The 21,113-nt window shown below is 56.4% G+C and carries 22 protein-coding genes; 13 read left to right on the forward strand and 9 right to left on the reverse strand.

What is annotated here, in order from left to right:
- Positions 1-142: 142 nt before the first annotated feature.
- From pnp to BH712_RS20560, 6 genes are all read left to right on the forward strand, one after another.
- Positions 143-2,281, forward strand: a complete 2,139-nt coding sequence (pnp, locus tag BH712_RS20540; RefSeq protein ID WP_003861786.1) for a polyribonucleotide nucleotidyltransferase — start codon at positions 143-145, stop codon at positions 2,279-2,281.
- Between the two features lie 110 nt (positions 2,282-2,391).
- Complete coding sequence (gene nlpI / locus BH712_RS20545) at positions 2,392-3,276, forward strand: lipoprotein NlpI (protein WP_003861782.1); 885 nt, start codon at positions 2,392-2,394, stop codon at positions 3,274-3,276.
- A gap of 107 nt (positions 3,277-3,383) precedes the next feature.
- Complete coding sequence (yrbN, locus tag BH712_RS24745; protein WP_097397692.1) at positions 3,384-3,464, forward strand: protein YrbN; 81 nt, start codon at positions 3,384-3,386, stop codon at positions 3,462-3,464.
- Positions 3,457-5,349, forward strand: a complete 1,893-nt coding sequence (locus BH712_RS20550; protein ID WP_006812115.1) for a DEAD/DEAH family ATP-dependent RNA helicase — start codon at positions 3,457-3,459, stop codon at positions 5,347-5,349. Before yrbN ends, BH712_RS20550 begins: the two co-directional genes overlap by 8 nt.
- A gap of 142 nt (positions 5,350-5,491) precedes the next feature.
- Positions 5,492-6,736 (forward strand): tryptophan permease, encoded by a 1,245-nt coding sequence (mtr, locus tag BH712_RS20555; protein ID WP_006812114.1) that lies wholly within the window; start codon positions 5,492-5,494, stop codon positions 6,734-6,736.
- Between the two features lie 160 nt (positions 6,737-6,896).
- Entirely contained in the window at positions 6,897-8,054 is a 1,158-nt protein-coding gene (locus BH712_RS20560) for a DDE-type integrase/transposase/recombinase (protein WP_006812113.1), read from the forward strand.
- A gap of 78 nt (positions 8,055-8,132) precedes the next feature.
- Here BH712_RS20560 and BH712_RS20565 read toward each other — a convergent pair whose 3' ends face one another.
- The 3 genes from BH712_RS20565 to ubiU form a co-directional block, all read right to left on the reverse strand.
- Positions 8,133-9,140, reverse strand: coding sequence for a luciferase-like monooxygenase (locus BH712_RS20565; RefSeq protein WP_006812112.1), 1,008 nt, complete (start codon positions 9,138-9,140; stop codon positions 8,133-8,135).
- A 78-nt stretch (positions 9,141-9,218) separates the two neighbouring features.
- Positions 9,219-10,097, reverse strand: coding sequence for a U32 family peptidase (locus tag BH712_RS20570; RefSeq protein ID WP_006812111.1), 879 nt, complete (start codon positions 10,095-10,097; stop codon positions 9,219-9,221).
- Positions 10,098-10,104: 7 nt separating this feature from the next.
- A complete protein-coding gene (gene ubiU, locus BH712_RS20575) occupies positions 10,105-11,100 on the reverse strand; it encodes a ubiquinone anaerobic biosynthesis protein UbiU (protein WP_006812110.1) in 996 nt (331 codons plus the stop codon).
- A gap of 221 nt (positions 11,101-11,321) precedes the next feature.
- Between ubiU and ubiT the strand changes: the two genes are divergently transcribed.
- Entirely contained in the window at positions 11,322-11,846 is a 525-nt protein-coding gene (gene ubiT / locus BH712_RS20580; RefSeq protein ID WP_006812109.1) for a ubiquinone anaerobic biosynthesis accessory factor UbiT, read from the forward strand.
- Entirely contained in the window at positions 11,840-12,343 is a 504-nt protein-coding gene (locus tag BH712_RS20585; protein ID WP_006812108.1) for a GNAT family N-acetyltransferase, read from the forward strand. The genes ubiT and BH712_RS20585 overlap by 7 nt, the downstream gene beginning before the upstream one ends.
- Here BH712_RS20585 and BH712_RS20590 read toward each other — a convergent pair.
- The gene (locus BH712_RS20590; RefSeq protein ID WP_006812107.1) at positions 12,330-12,659 is read right to left on the reverse strand and encodes a GIY-YIG nuclease family protein; all 330 of its coding nucleotides are present in this window, start codon (positions 12,657-12,659) and stop codon (positions 12,330-12,332) included. The two genes, BH712_RS20585 and BH712_RS20590, sit on opposite strands and share 14 nt — an antisense overlap.
- Positions 12,660-12,673: 14 nt before the next feature.
- Between BH712_RS20590 and BH712_RS20595 the strand changes: the two genes are divergently transcribed.
- Positions 12,674-13,108 (forward strand): YhbP family protein, encoded by a 435-nt coding sequence (locus BH712_RS20595; RefSeq protein WP_006812106.1) that lies wholly within the window; start codon positions 12,674-12,676, stop codon positions 13,106-13,108.
- Here the strand turns inward: BH712_RS20595 and BH712_RS20600 are convergent.
- Positions 13,088-13,606: a type 1 glutamine amidotransferase domain-containing protein gene (locus BH712_RS20600; RefSeq protein ID WP_006812105.1), complete on the reverse strand. Its 519-nt coding sequence runs from the start codon at positions 13,604-13,606 to the stop codon at positions 13,088-13,090. The genes BH712_RS20595 and BH712_RS20600 overlap by 21 nt on opposite strands.
- Positions 13,607-13,734: 128 nt before the next feature.
- Between BH712_RS20600 and BH712_RS20605 the strand changes: the two genes are divergently transcribed.
- Together BH712_RS20605 and BH712_RS20610 are read left to right on the forward strand one after the other, a co-directional pair.
- Positions 13,735-14,379, forward strand: coding sequence for an NAD(P)H-binding protein (locus tag BH712_RS20605; RefSeq protein ID WP_032674069.1), 645 nt, complete (start codon positions 13,735-13,737; stop codon positions 14,377-14,379).
- 40 nt (positions 14,380-14,419) lie between these two features.
- Positions 14,420-15,457 carry a permease gene (locus tag BH712_RS20610; protein WP_006812103.1) on the forward strand — a complete coding sequence of 346 codons (1,038 nt, stop codon included), beginning with the start codon at positions 14,420-14,422 and terminating at the stop codon, positions 15,455-15,457.
- Between the two features lie 50 nt (positions 15,458-15,507).
- Here BH712_RS20610 and dolP read toward each other — a convergent pair whose 3' ends face one another.
- Genes dolP through BH712_RS20625 form a run of 4 tightly spaced genes read right to left on the reverse strand, consistent with a single transcriptional unit; the run spans position 15,508 to position 19,196 of the window.
- Positions 15,508-16,083 (reverse strand): division/outer membrane stress-associated lipid-binding lipoprotein, encoded by a 576-nt coding sequence (dolP, locus tag BH712_RS20615; protein ID WP_006812102.1) that lies wholly within the window; start codon positions 16,081-16,083, stop codon positions 15,508-15,510.
- A 9-nt stretch (positions 16,084-16,092) separates the two neighbouring features.
- Positions 16,093-16,683 carry a DnaA initiator-associating protein DiaA gene (diaA, locus tag BH712_RS24750; protein ID WP_003861754.1) on the reverse strand — a complete coding sequence of 197 codons (591 nt, stop codon included), beginning with the start codon at positions 16,681-16,683 and terminating at the stop codon, positions 16,093-16,095.
- 21 nt (positions 16,684-16,704) lie between these two features.
- Positions 16,705-17,100: a YraN family protein gene (locus BH712_RS24755; RefSeq protein ID WP_006812101.1), complete on the reverse strand. Its 396-nt coding sequence runs from the start codon at positions 17,098-17,100 to the stop codon at positions 16,705-16,707.
- Positions 17,058-19,196 (reverse strand): penicillin-binding protein activator, encoded by a 2,139-nt coding sequence (locus BH712_RS20625; RefSeq protein ID WP_006812100.1) that lies wholly within the window; start codon positions 19,194-19,196, stop codon positions 17,058-17,060. Before BH712_RS20625 ends, BH712_RS24755 begins: the two co-directional genes overlap by 43 nt.
- Positions 19,197-19,257: 61 nt before the next feature.
- On the opposite strand from BH712_RS20625, the gene rsmI reads away from it, so the two are divergent.
- Together rsmI and BH712_RS20640 are read left to right on the forward strand one after the other, a co-directional pair.
- On the forward strand, positions 19,258-20,121 hold the full coding sequence (gene rsmI / locus BH712_RS20635) for a 16S rRNA (cytidine(1402)-2'-O)-methyltransferase (protein ID WP_006812099.1): 864 nt from the start codon (positions 19,258-19,260) through the stop codon (positions 20,119-20,121).
- Between the two features lie 5 nt (positions 20,122-20,126).
- Positions 20,127-21,107, forward strand: coding sequence for a Fic family protein (locus tag BH712_RS20640; RefSeq protein ID WP_006812098.1), 981 nt, complete (start codon positions 20,127-20,129; stop codon positions 21,105-21,107).
- Positions 21,108-21,113 lie beyond the last annotated feature (6 nt).

The raw sequence follows: 21,113 nt of genomic DNA on the forward strand, positions 1-21,113 counted from the left end.
ATTGCAGAGGTTCGCGCGGCTAATGAGAGGCTTCACCCATGGGGGTGTCGGTTGTCATTAGTCGCGAGGATGCGAAGAAGGTCGGGTTAAATCGTCAGCACACCTGAGGTGTGCTTTCAAACATTTAAGAAAGGACAGAATTTTGCTGAATCCGATCGTTCGTAAATTCCAGTATGGTCAGCATACCGTCACGCTGGAAACCGGCATGATGGCGCGTCAGGCTACTGCTGCCGTAATGGTAAGCATGGATGACACTGCTGTATTCGTTACCGTAGTTGGCCAGAAAAAAGCTAAACCAGGTCAGGACTTCTTCCCGCTGACCGTTAACTACCAGGAGCGTACCTACGCTGCCGGTAAAATCCCGGGTGGCTTCTTCCGTCGTGAAGGCCGTCCAAGCGAAGGCGAAACCCTGATCGCGCGTCTGATTGACCGCCCGGTTCGTCCGCTGTTCCCGGAAGGCTTCGTCAATGAAGTACAGGTTATCGCAACCGTTGTTTCCGTTAACCCACAGGTTAACCCGGACATCGTCGCGATGATCGGTGCGTCTGCTGCCCTGTCACTGTCTGGTATTCCATTCAATGGCCCAATCGGTGCTGCGCGCGTTGGTTACATCAACGATCAGTACGTGCTGAACCCAACTCAGGAAGAGCTGAAAGAGAGTAAGCTGGACCTGGTTGTTGCCGGTACTGAAGCCGCGGTGCTGATGGTTGAATCCGAAGCTGAACTGCTGAGCGAAGACCAGATGCTGGGCGCTGTGGTATTTGGCCACGACCAGCAGCAGGTTGTTATCCAGAACATCAACGACCTGGTGAAAGAAGCCGGTAAACCACGTTGGGACTGGCAGCCAGAAGCGGCCAACGACGCGCTGAACGCACGTGTTGCTGCCCTGGCAGAATCTCGTCTGAGCGACGCATACCGCATCACCGACAAACAGGAGCGCTATGCTCAGGTTGATGTGATCAAATCTGAAGTGACCGCGACCCTGGTTGCCGAAGACGAAACGCTGGACGCTAACGAAATTGGCGAAATCCTGCACGCCATCGAGAAAAACGTTGTTCGTAGCCGCGTACTGGCAGGCGAGCCGCGTATCGACGGCCGTGAAAAAGACATGATCCGTGGTCTGGACGTGCGTACCGGCGTACTGCCACGTACACACGGTTCTGCGCTGTTCACCCGTGGTGAAACGCAGGCGCTGGTAACCGCGACCCTGGGTACTGCACGTGACGCACAGATCATCGACGAACTGATGGGCGAGCGCACTGACAGCTTCCTGTTCCACTACAACTTCCCTCCGTACTCTGTGGGCGAAACCGGTATGGTTGGCTCACCGAAGCGTCGTGAAATTGGTCACGGTCGTCTGGCGAAGCGCGGCGTGCTGGCAGTGATGCCAGAAGCAGACAAATTCCCGTACACCGTACGTGTTGTGTCTGAAATCACTGAATCCAACGGTTCTTCTTCCATGGCTTCCGTGTGTGGTGCCTCTCTGGCGCTGATGGATGCAGGCGTGCCAATCAAAGCCGCCGTTGCGGGTATCGCAATGGGTCTGGTGAAAGAAGGCGACAACTACGTTGTTCTGTCTGACATTCTGGGTGACGAAGACCACCTGGGCGATATGGACTTCAAAGTGGCGGGTTCCCGCGACGGTATCTCTGCCTTGCAGATGGATATCAAAATTGAAGGTATCACCAAAGAGATCATGCAGGTTGCTCTGAACCAGGCTAAAGGTGCGCGTCTGCACATCCTGGGCGTGATGGAACAGGCTATCAACGCACCACGCGGTGATATCTCTGAATTCGCTCCGCGTATTCACACCATCAAGATCAATCCAGACAAGATCAAAGATGTCATCGGTAAGGGCGGTTCTGTTATCCGTGCGCTGACCGAAGAAACGGGCACCACCATCGAAATCGAAGATGACGGTACTGTGAAAATCGCAGCAACCGACGGCGAGAAAGCGAAATACGCTATCCGTCGTATCGAAGAGATCACGGCAGAAATCGAAGTGGGCCGTATCTACAATGGTAAAGTGACCCGTATCGTTGACTTTGGTGCGTTCGTTGCCATCGGTGGCGGTAAAGAAGGTCTGGTACACATCTCTCAGATCGCTGACAAGCGTGTTGAGAAAGTGACCGATTACCTGCAAATGGGTCAGGAAGTACCGGTGAAAGTTCTGGAAGTTGACCGCCAGGGCCGTATCCGTCTGAGCATTAAAGAAGCAACCGAGCAGTCTCAGCCTGCTGCGGCGCCGGAAGCTCCGGCTGCTGAACAGCAGGGCGAGTAAGGTTGCCATTTGCCCTCCGCACTGGCGGAGGGCTTATTATCAGGCAGGACGCCTTGTTAAGCCGCCGGGGGACAGGACGTTCATCCAATAGTTGTCTTCGGGAGTGGGAAATGAAGCCTTTTTTGCGCTGGTGTTTCGTTGCGACAGCTTTAACGCTGGCAGGATGCAGCAACTCTGCCTGGCGTAAGAGCGAAGTCCTCGCAGTGCCATTGCAACCGACTTTGCAGCAGGAAGTCATTCTGGCACGCATGGAACAAATACTTGCCAGTCGGGCTTTAACCGATGACGAACGCGCACAGCTTTTATATGAGCGCGGAGTGTTGTATGATAGTCTCGGTCTGAGGGCATTAGCGCGAAATGATTTTTCACAAGCGCTGGCGATTCGACCTGATATGCCTGAAGTATTCAATTACTTAGGCATTTATTTAACGCAGGCAGGCAATTTTGATGCTGCCTATGAAGCGTTTGATTCTGTACTTGAGCTTGATCCAACTTACAACTACGCGCACTTGAATCGCGGTATCGCATTGTATTACGGCGGTCGTGATAAGTTAGCGCAAGATGATCTGCTGGCGTTTTATCAAGACGATCCTAATGATCCTTTCCGCAGCCTGTGGCTTTACATCGTTGAGCAGAAGCTCGATGAGAAGCAGGCCAAAGAAGCACTGAAACAGCGCTTCGAGAAATCGGACAAGGAACAGTGGGGATGGAACATTGTCGAGTTCTACCTGGGCAACATTAGCGAAGCAACGCTGATGGAACGCCTCAAGGCGGATGCAACGGATAACACCTCGCTCGCTGAGCATCTCAGTGAAACCAACTTCTATTTAGGTAAGTACTACCTAAGTCTGGGGGATATGGACAGCGCTACGGCACTGTTCAAATTAGCGGTTGCTAACAACGTACATAACTTCGTTGAGCACCGTTATGCATTGTTGGAATTATCGCTCTTGGGCCAGGAGCAAGACGACCTGGCAGAATCGGACCAGCAATAGCTGACGACATAAACATCAGCCCGTAATCTTTTGATTGCCATCACCTTCACTGGTGAGGGCGTTGTTGTTCGTCAATACACCTAATTTGAGCCGGTTCACACTTTTCAATGAAAATTGCTAATCATTTTCACGATGAGCTAAGTAGACTGGCCGCCATTAATATCGAGGCACTTGTACTACATGGCTGAATTCGAAACCACTTTTGCAGATCTGGGCCTGAAGGCTCCTATCCTTGAAGCCCTTAACGATCTGGGTTACGAAAAACCATCTCCGATCCAGGCTGAGTGTATCCCACACCTGCTTTCTGGTCGTGACGTGCTGGGCATGGCCCAGACTGGTAGCGGTAAAACCGCAGCATTCTCGCTGCCGCTGCTGAACAACATTGATCCGGACCTGCGTGCACCGCAGATCCTTGTCCTGGCTCCAACCCGTGAACTGGCTGTTCAGGTTGCTGAAGCCATGACGGAATTCTCTAAACATATGCGCGGCGTAAACGTGGTAGCCCTGTACGGCGGCCAGCGTTATGACGTGCAGTTACGCGCCCTGCGCCAGGGCCCACAGATTGTTGTCGGTACGCCGGGCCGTCTGCTGGATCACCTGAAGCGCGGTACCCTGGACCTCTCTAAACTGAGCGGCCTGGTACTGGACGAAGCCGATGAAATGCTGCGTATGGGCTTCATCGAAGACGTAGAAACCATCATGGCGCAGATCCCGGAAGGTCATCAGACCGCTCTGTTCTCTGCAACCATGCCAGAAGCGATCCGTCGCATTACCCGCCGCTTCATGAAAGAGCCGCAGGAAGTGCGCATTCAGTCCAGCGTGACCACTCGCCCGGACATCAGCCAGAGCTACTGGTCTGTGTACGGCATGCGCAAAAACGAAGCGCTGGTGCGTTTCCTGGAAGCGGAAGATTTTGATGCGGCGATTATCTTCGTTCGTACCAAGAACGCGACCCTGGAAGTGGCTGAAGCCCTGGAGCGTAGCGGCTACAACAGCGCCGCGCTGAACGGCGACATGAACCAGGCTCTGCGTGAGCAGACGCTGGAGCGTCTGAAAGACGGTCGTCTGGATATCCTGATTGCAACTGACGTGGCAGCACGTGGCCTGGACGTTGAGCGTATCAGCCTGGTTGTTAACTATGATATCCCAATGGATTCCGAGTCTTACGTTCACCGTATCGGTCGTACCGGTCGTGCGGGTCGTGCGGGTCGTGCGCTGCTGTTCGTTGAGAACCGCGAGCGTCGTCTGCTGCGTAACATTGAACGCACCATGAAGCTGACGATTCCAGAAGCTGAACTGCCAAACGCAGAACTGCTGGGCAAACGCCGCCTGGAAAAATTCGCCGCGAAAGTACAGCAGCAGCTGGAAAGCAGCGATCTGGATCAGTACCGTGCGCTGCTGTCGCAGATCCAGCCTGTCGCTGAAGGCGAAGAGCTGGACATGGAAACCCTGGCCGCAGCACTGCTGAAAATGGCCCAGGGCGAACGTAGCCTGATCGTGCCACCTGATGCACCGATGCGTCCTAAGCGTGAGTTCCGTGACCGTGACGATCGTTTCGAACGTCGTGGCGACCGTAACGACCGTGGTCCACGTGGTGACCGTCAAGAGCGTGGTGGTGAAGACCGTCCACGTCGTGAGCGTCGTGACGCGGGCGACATGGAACTGTATCGCATTGAAGTGGGCCGTGATGATGGTGTTGAAGTTCGTCACATCGTTGGCGCGATCGCTAACGAAGGCGACATCAGCAGCCGTTACATCGGTAACATCAAGCTGTTCGGTTCCCACTCCACCATCGAGCTGCCAAAAGGCATGCCGGGCGAAGTACTGCAACACTTTACTCGCACCCGCATCCTGAACAAGCCGATGAACATGCAGCTGCTGGGCGATGCACAGCCACGTCCTGACCGTGGCGGCGAACGTCGTGGCGGTGGTCGCGGTTTCGGCGGTGAGCGTCGTGAAGGCGGTCGTAGCGAAGGCCGCGGTGAACCCCGTCGTTTCTCCGGTGAGCGCCGCGAAAACCGTGGTCCACGCCGTGAAGAAGGCACCAGCCGTCGTCGTTTCGGTGACGCGTAAGCCTTTCGCTTCTGACGTAAAGTAAAATATACAGCCCCGATAGTTGCTATCGGGGCTTTTTTTATTCCTTTTGTACTCCTGTACTGGTACAGTGCAACACACTAAAATACAGAACCACATTTTTCACTGGAGATCAGGCCGCATGGCAACACTAACCACCACCCAAACGTCACCTTCGCTGCTTGGCGGCGTGGTGATCATCGGCGGAACCATCATTGGTGCCGGGATGTTTTCCCTGCCTGTGGTCATGTCCGGTGCGTGGTTCTTCTGGTCACTGGCGGCGCTGGTTTTTACCTGGTTCTGCATGCTCCATTCGGGGCTGATGATCCTTGAGGCCAACCTCAACTACCGCATCGGCTCCAGCTTCGACACCATCACCCGGGATCTGCTGGGCAAAGGCTGGAACCTGGTGAATGGGCTGTCCATCGCGTTTGTGCTCTATATCCTGACCTACGCGTACATTTCTGCGAGCGGGTCGATTCTGCACCACACCTTCTCCGAGATGTCGCTGAACGTTCCGGCGCGTCTGGCGGGGCTGTGCTTCGCGCTGGGCGTGGCGTTTATCGTCTGGATGAGTACCAAAGCAGTGAGCCGCATGACGGCCATCGTGCTGGGCGCAAAGGTCATTACTTTCTTCCTGACCTTCGGCAGCCTGCTGGGGCACGTCACGCCAGCCACGCTGTTTAACGTTGCCGAAGTGAACACTTCCTACACGCCGTACCTGCTGATGACGCTGCCATTCTGTCTGGCGTCGTTTGGCTACCACGGCAACGTGCCGAGCCTGATGAAGTACTACGGCAAAGATCCGCGCACCATCGTGAAATGCCTGGTTTACGGCACGCTGCTGGCGCTGGGGCTGTATGTGATCTGGCTGCTGGGGACGATGGGCAACATCCCGCGTCCGGAATTTATCGGTATTGCACAGAAGGGCGGTAACATCGATGTGCTGGTGCAGGCCCTGAGCGGCGTGCTGAACAGCCGCAGCCTGGATCTGCTGCTGGTGGTCTTCTCGAACTTTGCCGTGGCGAGCTCATTCCTCGGCGTGACGCTGGGCCTGTTTGACTACCTGGCGGATCTGTTTGGTTTTGATGACTCTGCGATGGGGCGCTTCAAAACGGCGCTGTTGACCTTCCTGCCACCGATTGTGGGCGGCCTGCTGTGGCCGAACGGCTTCCTGTACGCCATCGGCTATGCAGGACTGGCGGCCACCATCTGGGCGGCGATTGTGCCAGCGCTGCTGGCGCGCAAATCACGTAAGCGCTTCGGCAGTCCGAAATTCCGCGTCTGGGGCGGTAAGCCGATGATTGCGCTGATCCTGGTATTTGGTATCGGCAACGCCGTGGTGCACGTGCTGTCGAGTTTTAATCTGTTGCCTGTGTATCAGTAAAACGTGCGGTCTGAACCCCTCACCCCGGCCCTCTCCCACAGGGAGAGGGAGAAAAGAATGTAGGCCCGGTAAGCGTAGGGTATGAACCGGAAACATGGGTAACACTTTAGACCGGATACATGGGTAACAGTTATAACTGGCATAGAAGAGGAGACTCGCTATGCCCTGGACTGAGACCCGACCTATGCAACACCTTGATTTTATCCGTGCCTGCCATGCAGGTACGGACTCCTTCTCCGCGCTTTGCCGTCTTTTTGGCATCAGCCGTAAAACCGGCTATAAATGGCTTCAGCGTTTTGACCCCTCTGACCTGTCGTCTCTCTCTGACCGGTCTCGTGCTCCGCATTCCCACTCCCGGACAGTTCCTGATGATATCGCCGCACAGCTGACGGCCCTGAGGCAAAAACACCCGGACTGGGGGCCGAAAAAACTGCGGATGTGGCTGCTCAATCATCACGCCGATTTTACCGTCCCTGCCGCCAGCACTATCGGCGATATCCTCAAGCGTGAAGGCCTGGTTCCGGATAAAAAGCGAAAACGCAGGACCCCGGGCAATCGCCAGCCACTGACCACCATCAGTGAGAACAATCAGGTCTGGAGCGCTGATTTTAAAGGCAAGTTCAGGCTACTGAGCAGAGAGTACTGCCATCCCTTCACCCTGACCGACAATCACAGCCGGTATCTTCTGAGCTGCCGGGGAACGGACCGGGAGAGTGAGCCCTTCGTCAGACAGTGCCTGACGGATGCGTTCCTGGAATACGGTCTGCCGGAAGTGCTCAGAACCGATAACGGTCAGCCCTTCGCGGGAACAGGGATAGCCGGATTAAGTCGTCTTGCCGTCTGGTTAATCAGGCTGGGCATCAGGCCTGAGCGTATCAGGAAGGGGCATCCGGAAGAAAATGGCCGTCATGAGCGAATGCACCGCTCCCTGAAAAGTGCGGTGAACCATGGCAACACCTTCATGACGATGGAAGAGCAACAGCGGTGGTTCAGTGACTACCGGGAAGAGTTTAACCACGAAAGGCCGCATGAAGCACTGGCGGGCGCAACGCCCGGAATGGTATGGCAACCCTCATGCCGGCAGTGGGATGGCAGGGTTCCTGACTATGCTTATCCGGAAGGAGGTACGGTCTACAGGGTGAAATCGAGGGGAACGCTCTATATGGGGAAAAAGGGGACGGTGTTCCTGAGTGAAGCGCTGACGGATGAGTACATCATGCTGGAAGAACGGGATGATGGCCTTGAGGCCATCATCTTTAATGGAATAACGCTTGCGTACTACGACCGAAAAACCCAGAGTGTGCTCCGGATAGACTAAAAGTGTTACCTATGTTCCCGGTCTGATCTGTCACCTATGTATCCGGTCATACAGTAGCGCCACCGGGCGAAACAATGGCTACCCCACCAACTCCTCTTTCACCTGCATCGCCAAATCAAACGAATGCAGACGCGCCTGGTGATCGAAAATCTGGCCGTTGACCATAATCTCATCCGCCTGCGTTTCACGCAGCACCGCCTCCAGCCCGTGACGCACTTTCGCCTTATCACCCACCAGCGACATGCTCAGCGCCTGCTGCACGCCATACTGCTCGGAGGCCGACCACAGCTGATGCATATTCTCTACCGGCGGCGGAAGCTGGCCTGTCTCGCCGCGACGCAGCTTCACAAACGCCTGCTGCATGGAGGTAAACAGGAATTCCGCGTCGCGGTTGCTGTCAGCGGCAATGATATTGATACACACCATCGCATACGGCTTCTCCAGACGTTCAGACGGTTTGAAGTGCGTGCGATAAAGATGCAGCGCCTGATGCAGCATATCCGGCGCGAAGTGGGAGGCGAACGCGAACGGTAGCCCCAGCTGGGCGGCGAGCTGGGCGCTGTACAGGCTTGAACCTAACAGCCATACCGGGATCTTTTCCCCGTAGCCCGGCACAGGACGCACGTGCGGGTTCGGATCCCGCGCGTCAAACCAGTCCACCAGTTCTGCGACATCGCGCGGGAAGTTATCGATATCGCCGCTCATATGACGGCGCAGGGCGCGCATGGTCGGCTGGTCGCTGCCCGGCGCGCGGCCAAGACCTAAATCAATACGCCCCGGATAGAGGGTATTCAGCGTCCCGAACTGCTCGGCAATCACCAGCGGGGCGTGATTCGGCAGCATCACGCCCCCAGAGCCGAGGTGCAGAGTGGTGGTATTCGCCGCCAGATAGCCAATCAACACCGAGGTGGCGGCACTGGCGATGCCCACCATGTTATGGTGCTCTGCCAGCCAGTACCGGTGATAGCCACGCTTTTCGGCAAGTTGAGCAAGATCGAGAGAGTGCGTAAAGGCCTCTCTGGCCGAGGAACCTTGCGGGATCGGCGCCAGATCCAGCACCGAAAATGGAATGGTTTTGTCAGTCATAACAGCTCACTTTGTCGACGGTCAATCTTTAATACTGCATTAAAAAATGATAACCGTTGTTAACAAAGTGAGCTTTTTTTACGCCTGCAATTCCAGTCCGGCGAGACGTCGCCAGTAACCGTTGCAGTCGCTGTTCGCCGTCAGCGGCAGCGGCGAGGCGCCGTTTTCGTTGGCGCGGAAGGCGTCCAGCATCGCGAACACGCCGGTATCAAGCGGCGAAAGACGCACCATATCCACCAGCCCGTGCATTGACGCCAGTTCGTTGCCGAGGTTATAGACGTAACCGCTCATGGTCTGAATGCCGTTGAGGACAAACACCTGCTGGTTCTCCTGCGACAGCATACTGCGTCCGTTCGGGTACTTAATGCAGCAGGTTTCGCACTCGTCTTTCGGACGATCTTCGGAACGTGCGGTAAAGCAGCGGGCGGAGTAGGCCAGCGGCAGATGGCCGTAGCTCAACACTTCCACTTCAAACTGATTGCGAATACCCAGTTCGTCACACTGATTCAGCAGGTTGGCCAGCCAGTCGCGGGAGAGTTCCACCGGCATGCACCAGCGCGTCATCCCCTGTTTAAGCAACAGGCGCAGGGTCACCGCGTTATAGCAGTTCAGCGCATGTCCGGCGACAAACGGCAGCTTACGCTCGGCGCACAGGTTCACCACGCCCAGGTCGCTCGCCTCCAGCAGAAACTCACCGTTTTCGACGTAGCGCTTCAGCTCGCCCAGCTCAGAGGACGCCTGCACCAGCGCCAGCGTTGAGAGCACAACCTGCTTGCCGCTCCCGGCCAGACTTTTCGCCATATCCAGCCAGTCGCCCACTTTGGTGGCGCGGCGCTTGCTGCACACCGCTTCGCCGAGGTAAATCACATCGGCGCTGCTGGTGGCGGCCTGTTGATAAAAATCTTCCAGCGTCTCTTTTGACCAGTAGTAGAGCACCGGCCCTAACGAATATTTCATGATGATCTCACTGCCATTTACGGTGATACGCGCCAAGCGTGGTTTGGGTGCCTTCGGACATCGCGCCGAGCGTCTCCATCCAGGCCGCTTGCGGGGCGTAGTTTTGCGGGTCCGCCATGCAGCGGTCGATGGCCTGACGCCACACCTTCGCCACCTGGCTCACGTAGGCCGGGCTGCGCTGGCGGCCTTCGATTTTCACCGAGGCAATATTGGCGGCGAGCAGTTCCGGCAGCAATTCCAGTGTGTTGAGGCTGGTAGGCTCCTCCAGCGCGTGGTAGCGCTCGCCGTCTACCAGATAGCGGCCTTTGCACAGCGTCGGGTAGCCCGCGTTTTCACCGTCCTGATAGCGGTCGATTAACACATCGTTCAGACGCGACTCCAGTCCCTGCGGCGTTTGCTGCCAGCGAACGAAGCGGGCAGGCGAGCAGGCACCGACGGTATTTGGCGATTCCCCGGTGAGATAGGAAGAAAGATAGCAGCGGCCTTCGGCCATGATGCACAGGCTGCCGAAGGCAAAAACCTCCAGCGGCACTGGCGTGACGCGCGCCAGTTGCTTAACCTGATGAATAGAGAGCACGCGCGGCAGCACCACGCGGGCTACGTTAAAGTGTCGATGATAAAAACGCACGGCCTCTTCATTGGTGGCCGATGCCTGAACAGAGACGTGGCGCTCAATATGCGGATAACGTTCTGCCGCATACTCAAGCATGGCGAGGTCGGCCAGGATCAGCGCATCGGCGCCCAGCTGGGCCGCCATATCCACGGCACGCTGCCAGCGGGCATAGCCATCAGGATGGGCAAAGGTATTGATGGCGATGTGCAGTTTGCGCCGGTGCTGGTGAACGAAGTTAACGGCTTCCTGAAGCTTTTTCTCCGTAAAGTTAAGACCCGCAAAATGGCGGGCGTTGGTATCATCCTTCAGCCCGATATAGACCGCATCGGCCCCATTTTCGATGGCCGCCTTAAGCGCCGGAAGGTTTCCGGCAGGGCAGAGCAGCTCCATAATTTATCCCGATGTTGTCGATCGCAGGGATCGTAAAAAATGTTAACGAGCTGGGATTTTAATTAACCCATACGCGACAATTTTTGATTTAAGGCAGCTAATGGCGTATTGATGGCACCAATAATGAGGTATACCGGACAACGGTTTGTTGATTTACGCCGCTATCTTCTTGTCGGGATATGGCAAAATAGCAGGACTATAGCTATCAGGGAGTAAAGCTCGTGCTGGATAAACTGCGTTCACGTCTCGTACAATTTGGTCCATCAATGCTGAGCGTGCCGGTAAAACTGGCGCCGTTCGCGCTTAAACGCCAGGTGCTGGAGCAGGTGCTGAGCTGGCAGTTCCGCCAGGCGTTACAGGATGGTGAACTGGAGTTTCTGGAAGGCCGCTGGTTACAGATTGAAGTGCGCGATATCGGGTTGCGCTGGTTTACTTCCGTCGAGAACGATCGGCTGATCGTCAGCGAGTCCGCCAGCGCGGATGTGAGCTTTAGCGCGGACGCCAGCGATCTGCTGATGATCGCCGCGCGCAAACAGGATCCGGACACACTTTTCTTCCAGCGTCGACTGGTGATTGAAGGCGACACGGAGCTTGGTCTGTACGTCAAAAATTTAATGGATGCCATTGAGCTGGAGCAGATGCCGAAAGCACTGCGTATGATGTTGATGCAAATGGCAGATTTCGTTGAGGCCGGGCTGAAAACCCCGCCGGATAGTAAACACACTTCAGTAGGTGAGCCATGCTGATTCGAGTCGAAATTGGGATTGATGCGCCGGGTATCGATGCGTTGTTACGCCGCTCTTTTGCAGGCGACGCCGAAGCCCAACTGGTTCACGATCTCCGCGAAGATGGCCTGATTACGCTGGGCCTGGTTGCCACCGACGATGAAGGGCAGGTGGTCGGCTACGTGGCGTTCAGCCCGGTGATTGTGCAGGGTGAGGAGTTACAGTGGGTCGGGATGGCGCCGCTGGCGGTGGATGAAAACTACCGTGGCCAGGGTCTGGCACGCCAGCTGGTCTATGAAGGGCTGGATTCCCTGAATGAATTTGGCTATGCCGCGGTTGTCGTACTGGGCGATCCGGCGTTCTATGAACGTTTAGGTTTTGAGCCAGCGGCTAAACACGATCTGCGCTGCCACTGGCCGGGCACGGAAACGTCGTTCCTGGTGCATCCTCTGGCGGACGATGCGCTCGACGGCGTTAACGGTCTGGTTGAGTACCACGACCACTTCAATCGCTTTTAATCAGGCTCTCGCGTAGCGCCTCAAAAGAGCCGTCTCCGGTAACGAGGCGCTCTTTCTGGCGCTTCGTCAGCTGCTTGATGCGGTATTCCAGCCTGAGCGCCAGGGATCTGTCGCCCACGGCGGCTGAAAACGCTAAATGAAGTTCACCTTTCCCCCGCAGTGCTTTCGCCCCTTTCCCCGTTTGATGTTGTAAAAAACGCCGTGCCACATCGGTGGTGATCCCGGTGTAGAGTGCGTTATCAGCGGTTCGGACAAGATAGAGAAACCAGCACACAGTAGACAGATTCAGTATGTTAAGGTGAACGCACCATAGCATGAGAGAGAGCGAAAATGGAAACACTGGCCGCCATTAACCGCTGGCTGGCAAAGCAGCATGTCGTGACCTGGTGCGTCTGTAAAGACGAGGAGATGTGGTGCGCAAATGCCTTTTATTACTACGATCCCGAGCGCGTGGCTTTTTACGTGATGAGCGAAGACAAAACGCGACATGCGCAGATGTCAGGCCCACAGGCAAAAGTGGCGGGCACGGTAAACGGTCAGCCTAAAACCGTTGCGCTGATCCGCGGGGTTCAGTTCAAAGGCGAAATTCGTCGCCTGGACGGTGAGGAAAGCGACGCACAGCGTAAACGCTATACGCGCCGCTTCCCGGTGGCCGCGGCGCTAAAAGCCCCGGTGTGGGAAATCCGCCTTGATGAGCTGAAATTTACCGACAACACCCTGGGCTTTGGCAAGAAACTGCACTGGTTACGCGCCGAGCAGGCGTAGCGCTTCGCGGTTAAATGCAGGCAGATCGTCAGGCGTACGGCTGGTGATCAACTGGTCGTTATCGTTCACCACTTCCTGATCGTAAAACTCGGCTCCCGCGTTTTTCAGATCGATAACGATCGGCTTCACCGCGGTGAGCTTACGCCCGCGTACCACCTCGGCGCTGATCAGCAACTGCGGACCGTGGCAAATGGCAAATACCGGTTTACCGGTGCCGACGAAGTCACGGGTAAAGGTGACGAAGCGTTCGTCTCCGCGCAGGGAATCCGGTGAATGGCCGCCCGGTAACAGCAGGGCGTCGAAATCCGACGGGCTGACGTTATCAATGGATTCGTCAATGGTCACGCTGGCTTCGCCCTTATGGCCTTTCACGGTTTTACCCGCTTCTTTCTCGATGGTGACCACCTCGTGGCCCGCCTTGCGGAATGCCTCTGCTGGCGATGTAAATTCTGAATCTTCAAACTCGTCGGTAATCAAGACTGCGATTTTTTTACTCATGCTTCCTCCGTTGTTTTCGCTTCAGACTGTTTTTTTCCCGTTTGTGGTAAATACTTACCGGTAACAGACTTTTAAGTGTGGTAGAGCAGGCCCAGAACGCAAACGGACAATTCTGTAAAGGGGATAAGATGAGTCAGGTACTGATTACCGGCGCAACCGGGCTGGTGGGTAGACATCTGCTGCGGCTGCTGATCCAGGATCGCCATATCAACTATATCGCCGCACCGACGCGTCGTCCGCTGTTGGATATCACCGGCGTCTATAACCCGCACGATCCACAGCTCACCGACGCGCTGGCGCAGGTGCAGGATCCCATTGATATCGCCTTTTGCTGCCTTGGCACCACACGACGGGAAGCGGGCAGTAAAGAAGCCTTTGTCCATGCAGATTACACGCTGGTGGTGGATACCGCCCTGACGGCGAAAAAGCTGGGTGCGAAGCATTTTCTGGTGGTCAGCGCGCACGGTGCGAATGCAGGCTCGCCGTTTTTTTACAACCAGGTGAAGGGCAAGATGGAAGAGGCGTTAATCGCGCAGAAATGGGAGCGCCTGACCATCGTGCGGCCTTCCATGCTGATGGGGCACCGTGACGAACGTCGTTTTAACGAGTCTTTTTTCGCTCCGCTGTTTCGCATTTTGCCGGGTAACTGGAAGTCCATCGAGGCGCGGGATGTCGCGCTGGCGATGCTAAAAGAGGCGCTGGCTCCGTCGCAGGAGGGCGTTAATATTATCCCTTCGGCAAAACTGCGTGAAATCGCGCAGGGCGAGGCGTAAACTTCCCCGGCTTATTAAATAACACCTTCCGGGGAATGGTATGACTGGTCAGTCTTCATCTCAGGCGGCAACACCTGTTCAGTGGTGGAAGCCCGCACTCTTCTTTCTCGTGGTCATCATTGGCCTCTGGTATGTGAAATGGCAGCCGTACTACGGTAAAGCCTTTACCGCCGCCGACACTCACAGCATCGGTAAATCAATCCTCGCCCAGGCCGATTCCAGCCCGCTACGCGCGGCGTGGGATTACGCCATGGTCTATTTTCTTGCCGTCTGGAAAGCGGCGGTATTGGGCGTATTGCTGGGCTCGCTGATTCAGGTACTCATCCCGCGTAACTGGCTGGTAAAAACCCTGGGTCAACCGCGCTTACAGGGGACGCTGCTGGGAACGATATTCTCCCTGCCGGGCATGATGTGCTCCTGCTGCGCTGCGCCGGTGGCGGCGGGCATGCGCCGACAGCGCGTGTCGATGGGCGGCGCGCTTGCCTTCTGGATGGGTAACCCCCTGCTGAACCCGGCGACGCTGGTGTTTATGGGCTTTGTACTCGGCTGGCATTTCGCGTTTATCCGTCTGGCGGCTGGCCTGCTGACGGTGGTGCTTGTCGCTACGCTGGTCCAGCACCTGGTGAAAGACAACGAGGCCGGGCCTGCCTCCGTTGAGCTGGACGTCAGCGAGCCGCAGGACAGTTTCTTTGCTCGCTGGGGCAAAGCGCTGTGGCAGCTTTTCTGGAGCACAATTCCGGTTTATATCCTGGCCGTACTGGTGCTGGGGGCGGCGCGTGTCTGGCTGTTCCCGCATGCGGATGGCGCTATTGACAACACGCTGATGTGGGTGATTGCGATGGCGGTGGCCGGGTGCCTGTTTGTGATCCCCACCGCGGCGGAGATCCCGATTATTCAGACCATGATGCTGGCCGGTATGGGTACCGCACCGGCGCTGGCGCTGCTCATCACGCTGCCAGCGGTGAGTCTGCCATCGCTTATCATGCTGCGTAAGTCATTCCCGGCGAAAGCGCTGTGGCTGACGGCGGGGCTGGTGGCGTTGAGCGGAGTGATTGTGGGAAGTATGGCGCTTGTGTGAAAAAAAGCCCGGTGGCGCTAGCGCTTACCGGGCCTGTAGTCAGGTGGGAATTACTTAATGTAAGTAAAGGCGGTGGTGACGTGTTTCACGCCGCTCACCCGGCTGGCGATATCCGCTGCCGCTTTCCCTTCACGTTCCGTCACCAGACCCAGCAGGAACACTTCGCCGTTTTCCGTGGTCACTTTCACGTTTGAAGATTTCACCTGGTCAGTACCCAGCAGCTGGGAACGGACTTTGGTGGTGATCCAGGTATCGGATGACGCGGTGCCGAGACCAATCGGCTGGCCCTGGCGGATCTCGTTAAACACTTCTGCCGTGCCTTCTACGCCCATCGCGATCTGTTTGGCGCGCGAGGCGAGTTCAGGATTTGGCGCCTGGCCTGCCAGCAGCACTTTGCCCTGATAAGCCGTCACGTTGATGCGTGCTTCCTTCTTAATCTGTTCGTCTTTCGACAGCGCACTGTTAACGCGCAGCTCAAGCGTACCGTCATCCACCTGCGTCCCAACGGTACGCGGATCGGTCGCTGCTTTGGTGCCGACCGCTGCGGTACCGACTACAGCGGCAGCGATGCATCCCTGAAGCAGTAATGCAGACATCACGACTGCAAGGGCCGATAAAACCTTCATGAGAACTCCTTAATCATCCTGGTGAGGGAAAAGCGTGTTATCGATCAGATCGCATAAGCAGTTCACCGTGAGCATATGCATCTCCTGGATGCGGGCGCTACGGTGCGAAGGAATGCGGATCTCCACATCCTGCGGCCCCAGCAGGCCAGCCAGCTCACCGCCATCGTAGCCGGTCAGGGCGACAATCGTCATATCCCGGGTCACTGCCGCTTCAACTGCTTTAACGATATCCCGGCTGTTACCGCGCGTGGAGATCGCCAGAAGCACGTCTCCGGCATGGCCCAGGGCGCGCACCTGCTTGGCGTAAATTTCGTCATGCAGACGATCGTTGGCAATCGCAGTTAAGACCACGTTATCGGTGTTTAGTGCAATGGCAGGTAAACTCGGGCGCTCGGTTTCGAAGCGATTGATCATGCTGGCAGCAAAATGCTGTGCGTTGGCGGCGGACGTGCCATTGCCACAACAGAGGATTTTGTTGCCGTTGAGCAGCGACTGAACCAGCGTCATCGCTGCACGAGAGATCGCGTCCGGAAGGGCTTCCGCCGCGGCAATCTGCGTTTGAATGCTTTCTGTGAAGCACACTTTAATTCGTTCGAGCACGGTATCCCTTTAAAATCTTATTTATGCGTCTTCGCCAAACGCGTTTTTAAGCCAGTCGATCGCATTTCCGGTGAAGGCTACCACATCGAAACGGCAATCCACAGTATCAAAACTCCCATTATGGCGGGCAAGCCACAAGTGGGCAGTCTGTAATAATTTTTGTTGTTTGGCGAGCGTCACGCTGGCGGCAGCACCGCCAAAACGGGACGACTGTCGGTAGCGAACTTCAACAAACACGATGGTCTGACCGTCTTTCATGATCAGGTCAATCTCGCCGCCGCGCCCGCGAACGTTGGCGGCGACAAAGCGCAGTCCTTTGCCTTCAAGCCAGCGGCGCGCCGTTAACTCCCACGCGTCGCCGGTCTGTTTACGGCTTAACTGGCCGGGACAATCTGCCCCTGCTGGTATTTGAGCCATGATAACTTCCTGTTAATCACACAATCCTGGTCGGCAGTCAGATCGCCGGTATTCCCGTTAAGCTCGAAGCCCGGTACCTGACGCATCTGGGTGAAGTGGTTTGCCAGCGCCCAGGCATCGACGCCCATCGCGTACAGACGCGCCAGGGAATAGTCATTGCGCACCGCGCCCAGCGCCTGCTGCATCAACTGCGGGTTACTGCCCGCCAGCATAGGGATCTCGCTGTATTGCAGACCGTCCATTTCCAGACGGAAATCCGGGCCTGCGGTACCCTGTGCGCTGCGTGAGCTGGCGTAGAGCGTTGCGCCGCTCTGGCTGCCGTTCCGCATGGCGATCATCGGTTTGATAAAGGCGATCTCTTCCGGCGTAGCGACGATGTATGCCGAATCCACTTTACCGCCGCCGCTGATTTGCGCGTCGGTAGGTGGCGCCGGGATCGTCAGGCCGCCGATGGTGACGCTCTGCTGCTGCGGCAGGCTGGCGGAGACCGGGCTACCGTTGAGGGCAATACCTGCCCCGCCGTTCACGCCTGCTCTCAGTTCAGACGCTGAACCAAATTTTTGCTGCAACACCACGCCGCCGCCAAGGGTTTGCCACTCCTGGGCAAACGCGTTGGCAACGCGGTCGCCCAGCGTGCTGCGCGGGATCAGCAGCAGCGGCGCCTGTTTGCCCTGCTCGTGAATATGACGGGCCGCATCGCGGGCTTCATCCTCCGGAGAGAGGGCGAAGTAACAGATATTGGCGCGGTTCTGAACCTGCTCAGGCTGGTTAAGCGCCAGCACGTTCAGCGTGGTGTTGCTCTTCATCAGCGCTTCCACGTTGTTTTTTAACAGCGGGCCGACAACGATGCTGGCCCCGTCCTGCTGAACCTGCGCCAGCACCTGGTCAAGCGGCTGGGCGCTGGTGTCGTAGATTTTCAGCTCTGCACCAGGGTTAGCGCTGGTGGCGGCCACAGCCTGCGGCTGGGCTGCTGGCTGCTGTTCCGGCTGCGTGGTTTGTGGCTGAGGTTGTTCTGCCGTAGCGGCTGCTGGTGTTTCAGCCGGGGCCTGTGTCGCCGCAGGCGCTGGGGTAGCGGGCTGCGTCGTTGGGGCAGTAACCGGATTCTGCATGGTGCCCTGCGCAGGGGTTTGCGCGGTGGTCAGGTCTTCGGTTTCAGCGGCGGACGGGCTGACAACGTCATTCACGTTTGCCGCCTGTGCAGCCTGCGCCGGAACGGCGCTGCCGGTGACGGCGGTGGTGCCGTTTTTCGCGGCTTCAAAACCTTGCTGAATGGCGCGACCAAACACTGCTGCCTGGCCGTTTAACGGCAGCAGCAGGGCGATTTTGCTGGTGGAGGCGGGCTTAAAGTTTTGCACGTTCACCAGCTGCGTGGGCAACATTTTCGCCCCCGGGTTTTGCGGGTAGCGCTTCTGCCAGTCGGTAATACCGGCTTTCAGCATGTCCGGATCGCTGCGGTTGTTGAACCACATCTGTTGCAGATCCAGCCAGCCTTGCAGGACATTTTCATCGGCGTTGATCACCAGCGTTTTGGCCTGATCCGGCGTCATGGAGGCGAGCGCCTGCCAGGTTGCGTCAATATTTTTCTGCTTGTCCGCACCCGCGAGCAGAGGCTCCTGGGCAATCAGCGCGCGGAGTAGCGTCAGGGAAGGGCGACCCTGCTCAGCGGTGATACCGGCCTGCCAGAAACGGGCCTGCTGGTTTTTATCCAGCGTGTTCAGATCGATGGTGCCGAGGATCTTCTTCGCGCCGTCGTAATCTTTCTGCGCGACCTTCAGTTCTGCCGACAGCAAGGTCTGCTCACGACGCTGATCGTCGTTAAGCTCCTGCGGCAGCTGGCTGAACAGTTCGGCGGCCTGCTGGGTTTTCCCTTCTTTCAGCAGTGCACGAATGGCGAGTAATTGCCAGTTGATCCTGGTATCATTTGTACTCTGCGACATTTGTTGCAGATAAAAGCCAGAATCAGCCTGAGCGGACCCCTGCATATGAGCAGTGCTCTGGTCAGGTGCCTGGGTGCCGCAGCCTGTAAAGATCAGGGCTGCCAGCAGGAGGGGCACGCTGTGCGCGGCTTTTTTTCGAAGAAACGTTAACGGTACCATACTGTATCCAGTGATTTTTTTACGCAATGCTCAATATTAAATCGGCAATACGGACGAGACAATGAAACAACACGAAACGGCAGATAATTCTCAAGGCCAGCTTTATATTGTACCTACTCCTATCGGGAATTTGTCTGATATTACCCAACGTGCACTCACTGTATTGCAAGCTGTTGATTTAATTGCGGCTGAAGACACGCGTCATACCGGTTTACTGCTACAACATTTTGCCATTAACGCCCGTTTGTTTGCCCTGCACGATCACAATGAGCAACAAAAAGCCGAAACGCTGGTGGCGAAGCTTAAGGAAGGGCAGAACATTGCGCTGGTCTCCGATGCGGGAACGCCGCTGATCAACGATCCGGGTTACCATCTGGTGCGCACCTGCCGTGAAGCCGGGATCCGCGTGGTCCCACTGCCGGGACCGTGTGCTGCTATTGCCGCATTAAGCGCCGCGGGCCTGCCGTCCGATCGTTTCTGCTACGAAGGTTTCCTGCCAGCTAAATCCAAAGGTCGCCGCGATGTATTAAAGGATCTGGAAGCCGAACCGCGTACGTTGATCTTCTACGAATCCACTCACCGTCTGCTGGAAAGCCTGGAGGATATGGTGACCGTCTGGGGCGAAGGGCGCTACGTGGTGCTGGCGCGCGAGCTGACCAAAACGTGGGAAACCATTCACGGTGCGCCGGTCGGTGAACTGCTGGCGTGGGTGAAAGAAGATGAAAACCGCCGCAAGGGCGAAATGGTGCTGATTGTCGAAGGACACAAAGCGCAGGAAGACGCTCTGCCTGCCGATGCGCTGCGTACGCTGGCCCTGCTACAGACTGAACTTCCTCTGAAAAAAGCGGCTGCGCTGGCGGCGGAGATCCACGGCGTGAAGAAAAATGCGCTGTATAAATATGCGCTGGAGCAGCAGGGGGAGTAAGTCAAATGAGCCGCTATCAGCCTCCTTTCACTATCACACCCTTTATTCTCAATCAGGTGGTTGAGATTGGTGAACTGTTGGGGCATTGGGCGGCACACTCCGGTAGAACATCCCCTTTACTGCGCAAAGAGAACAGGATACGCACTATTCAGGCTTCCCTGGCCATTGAACATAACTCATTAACGACTGGACAGGTGACGGCCATCATGGATGGCAAACGCGTGCTTGCACCTGAAAAAGATATTCAGGAAGTACGCAATGCTATCCTGGCATATGAGAAACTGCCCGAATGGAAGCCCTGGAAGCTCAACGACTTACTCAGCGCACACCGATTATTGATGTTGGGTCTGGTCGATCATCCCGGAAAGCTCAGAAATGGGGACGTAGGGGTGTACCGTGGAAACCAGCTAGTCCACATGGCTCCGCCAGCCTCCCAGATGAACCGCCTTATCGACGATCTTCTTTCCTGGCTTAAGCAAACCGATCTTCACCCGCTGATTGCCAGCTCGGTATTTCACTACGAGTTTGAATTTATTCATCCCTTCTCGGATGGAAATGGTCGGATGGGACGGCTGTGGCAAACGTTGATCTTAAGCCAGTGGCGTGCAGAGCTTGCATGGTTGCCCGTTGAAACACTCATTCACTTCCAGCAAGCGCGCTATTACCAGATTTTAGGGCAATGCGATCGGGCCAGTGACTGCACGGCATTCGTGGCGTTTATGTTGCAAAATTTGGCCGAAGCTTTGCGGGAAGGCATCGATATGACATCCGCCATGTCGGAAAAAATGTCGGAAGAATTGTCGGAAAAGGAACTCACTATCCTTGAGCTGCTTACCGTTCAGCCGCAAATGACTGCGGTGATGTTGGCCTCTGTATTGGGCGTGACTTCCCGCACAGCGGAACGTTATCTCCGTTCTTTGCAAACAAAAGGTAAATTAAAACGCCTGGGGGCAAGGAAAGGGGGAAGCTGGCAGGTCATGCGCTGACCTGCA

This window comes from Enterobacter hormaechei ATCC 49162 (assembly GCF_001875655.1).
GTDB classification, from domain to species: domain Bacteria; phylum Pseudomonadota; class Gammaproteobacteria; order Enterobacterales; family Enterobacteriaceae; genus Enterobacter; species Enterobacter hormaechei.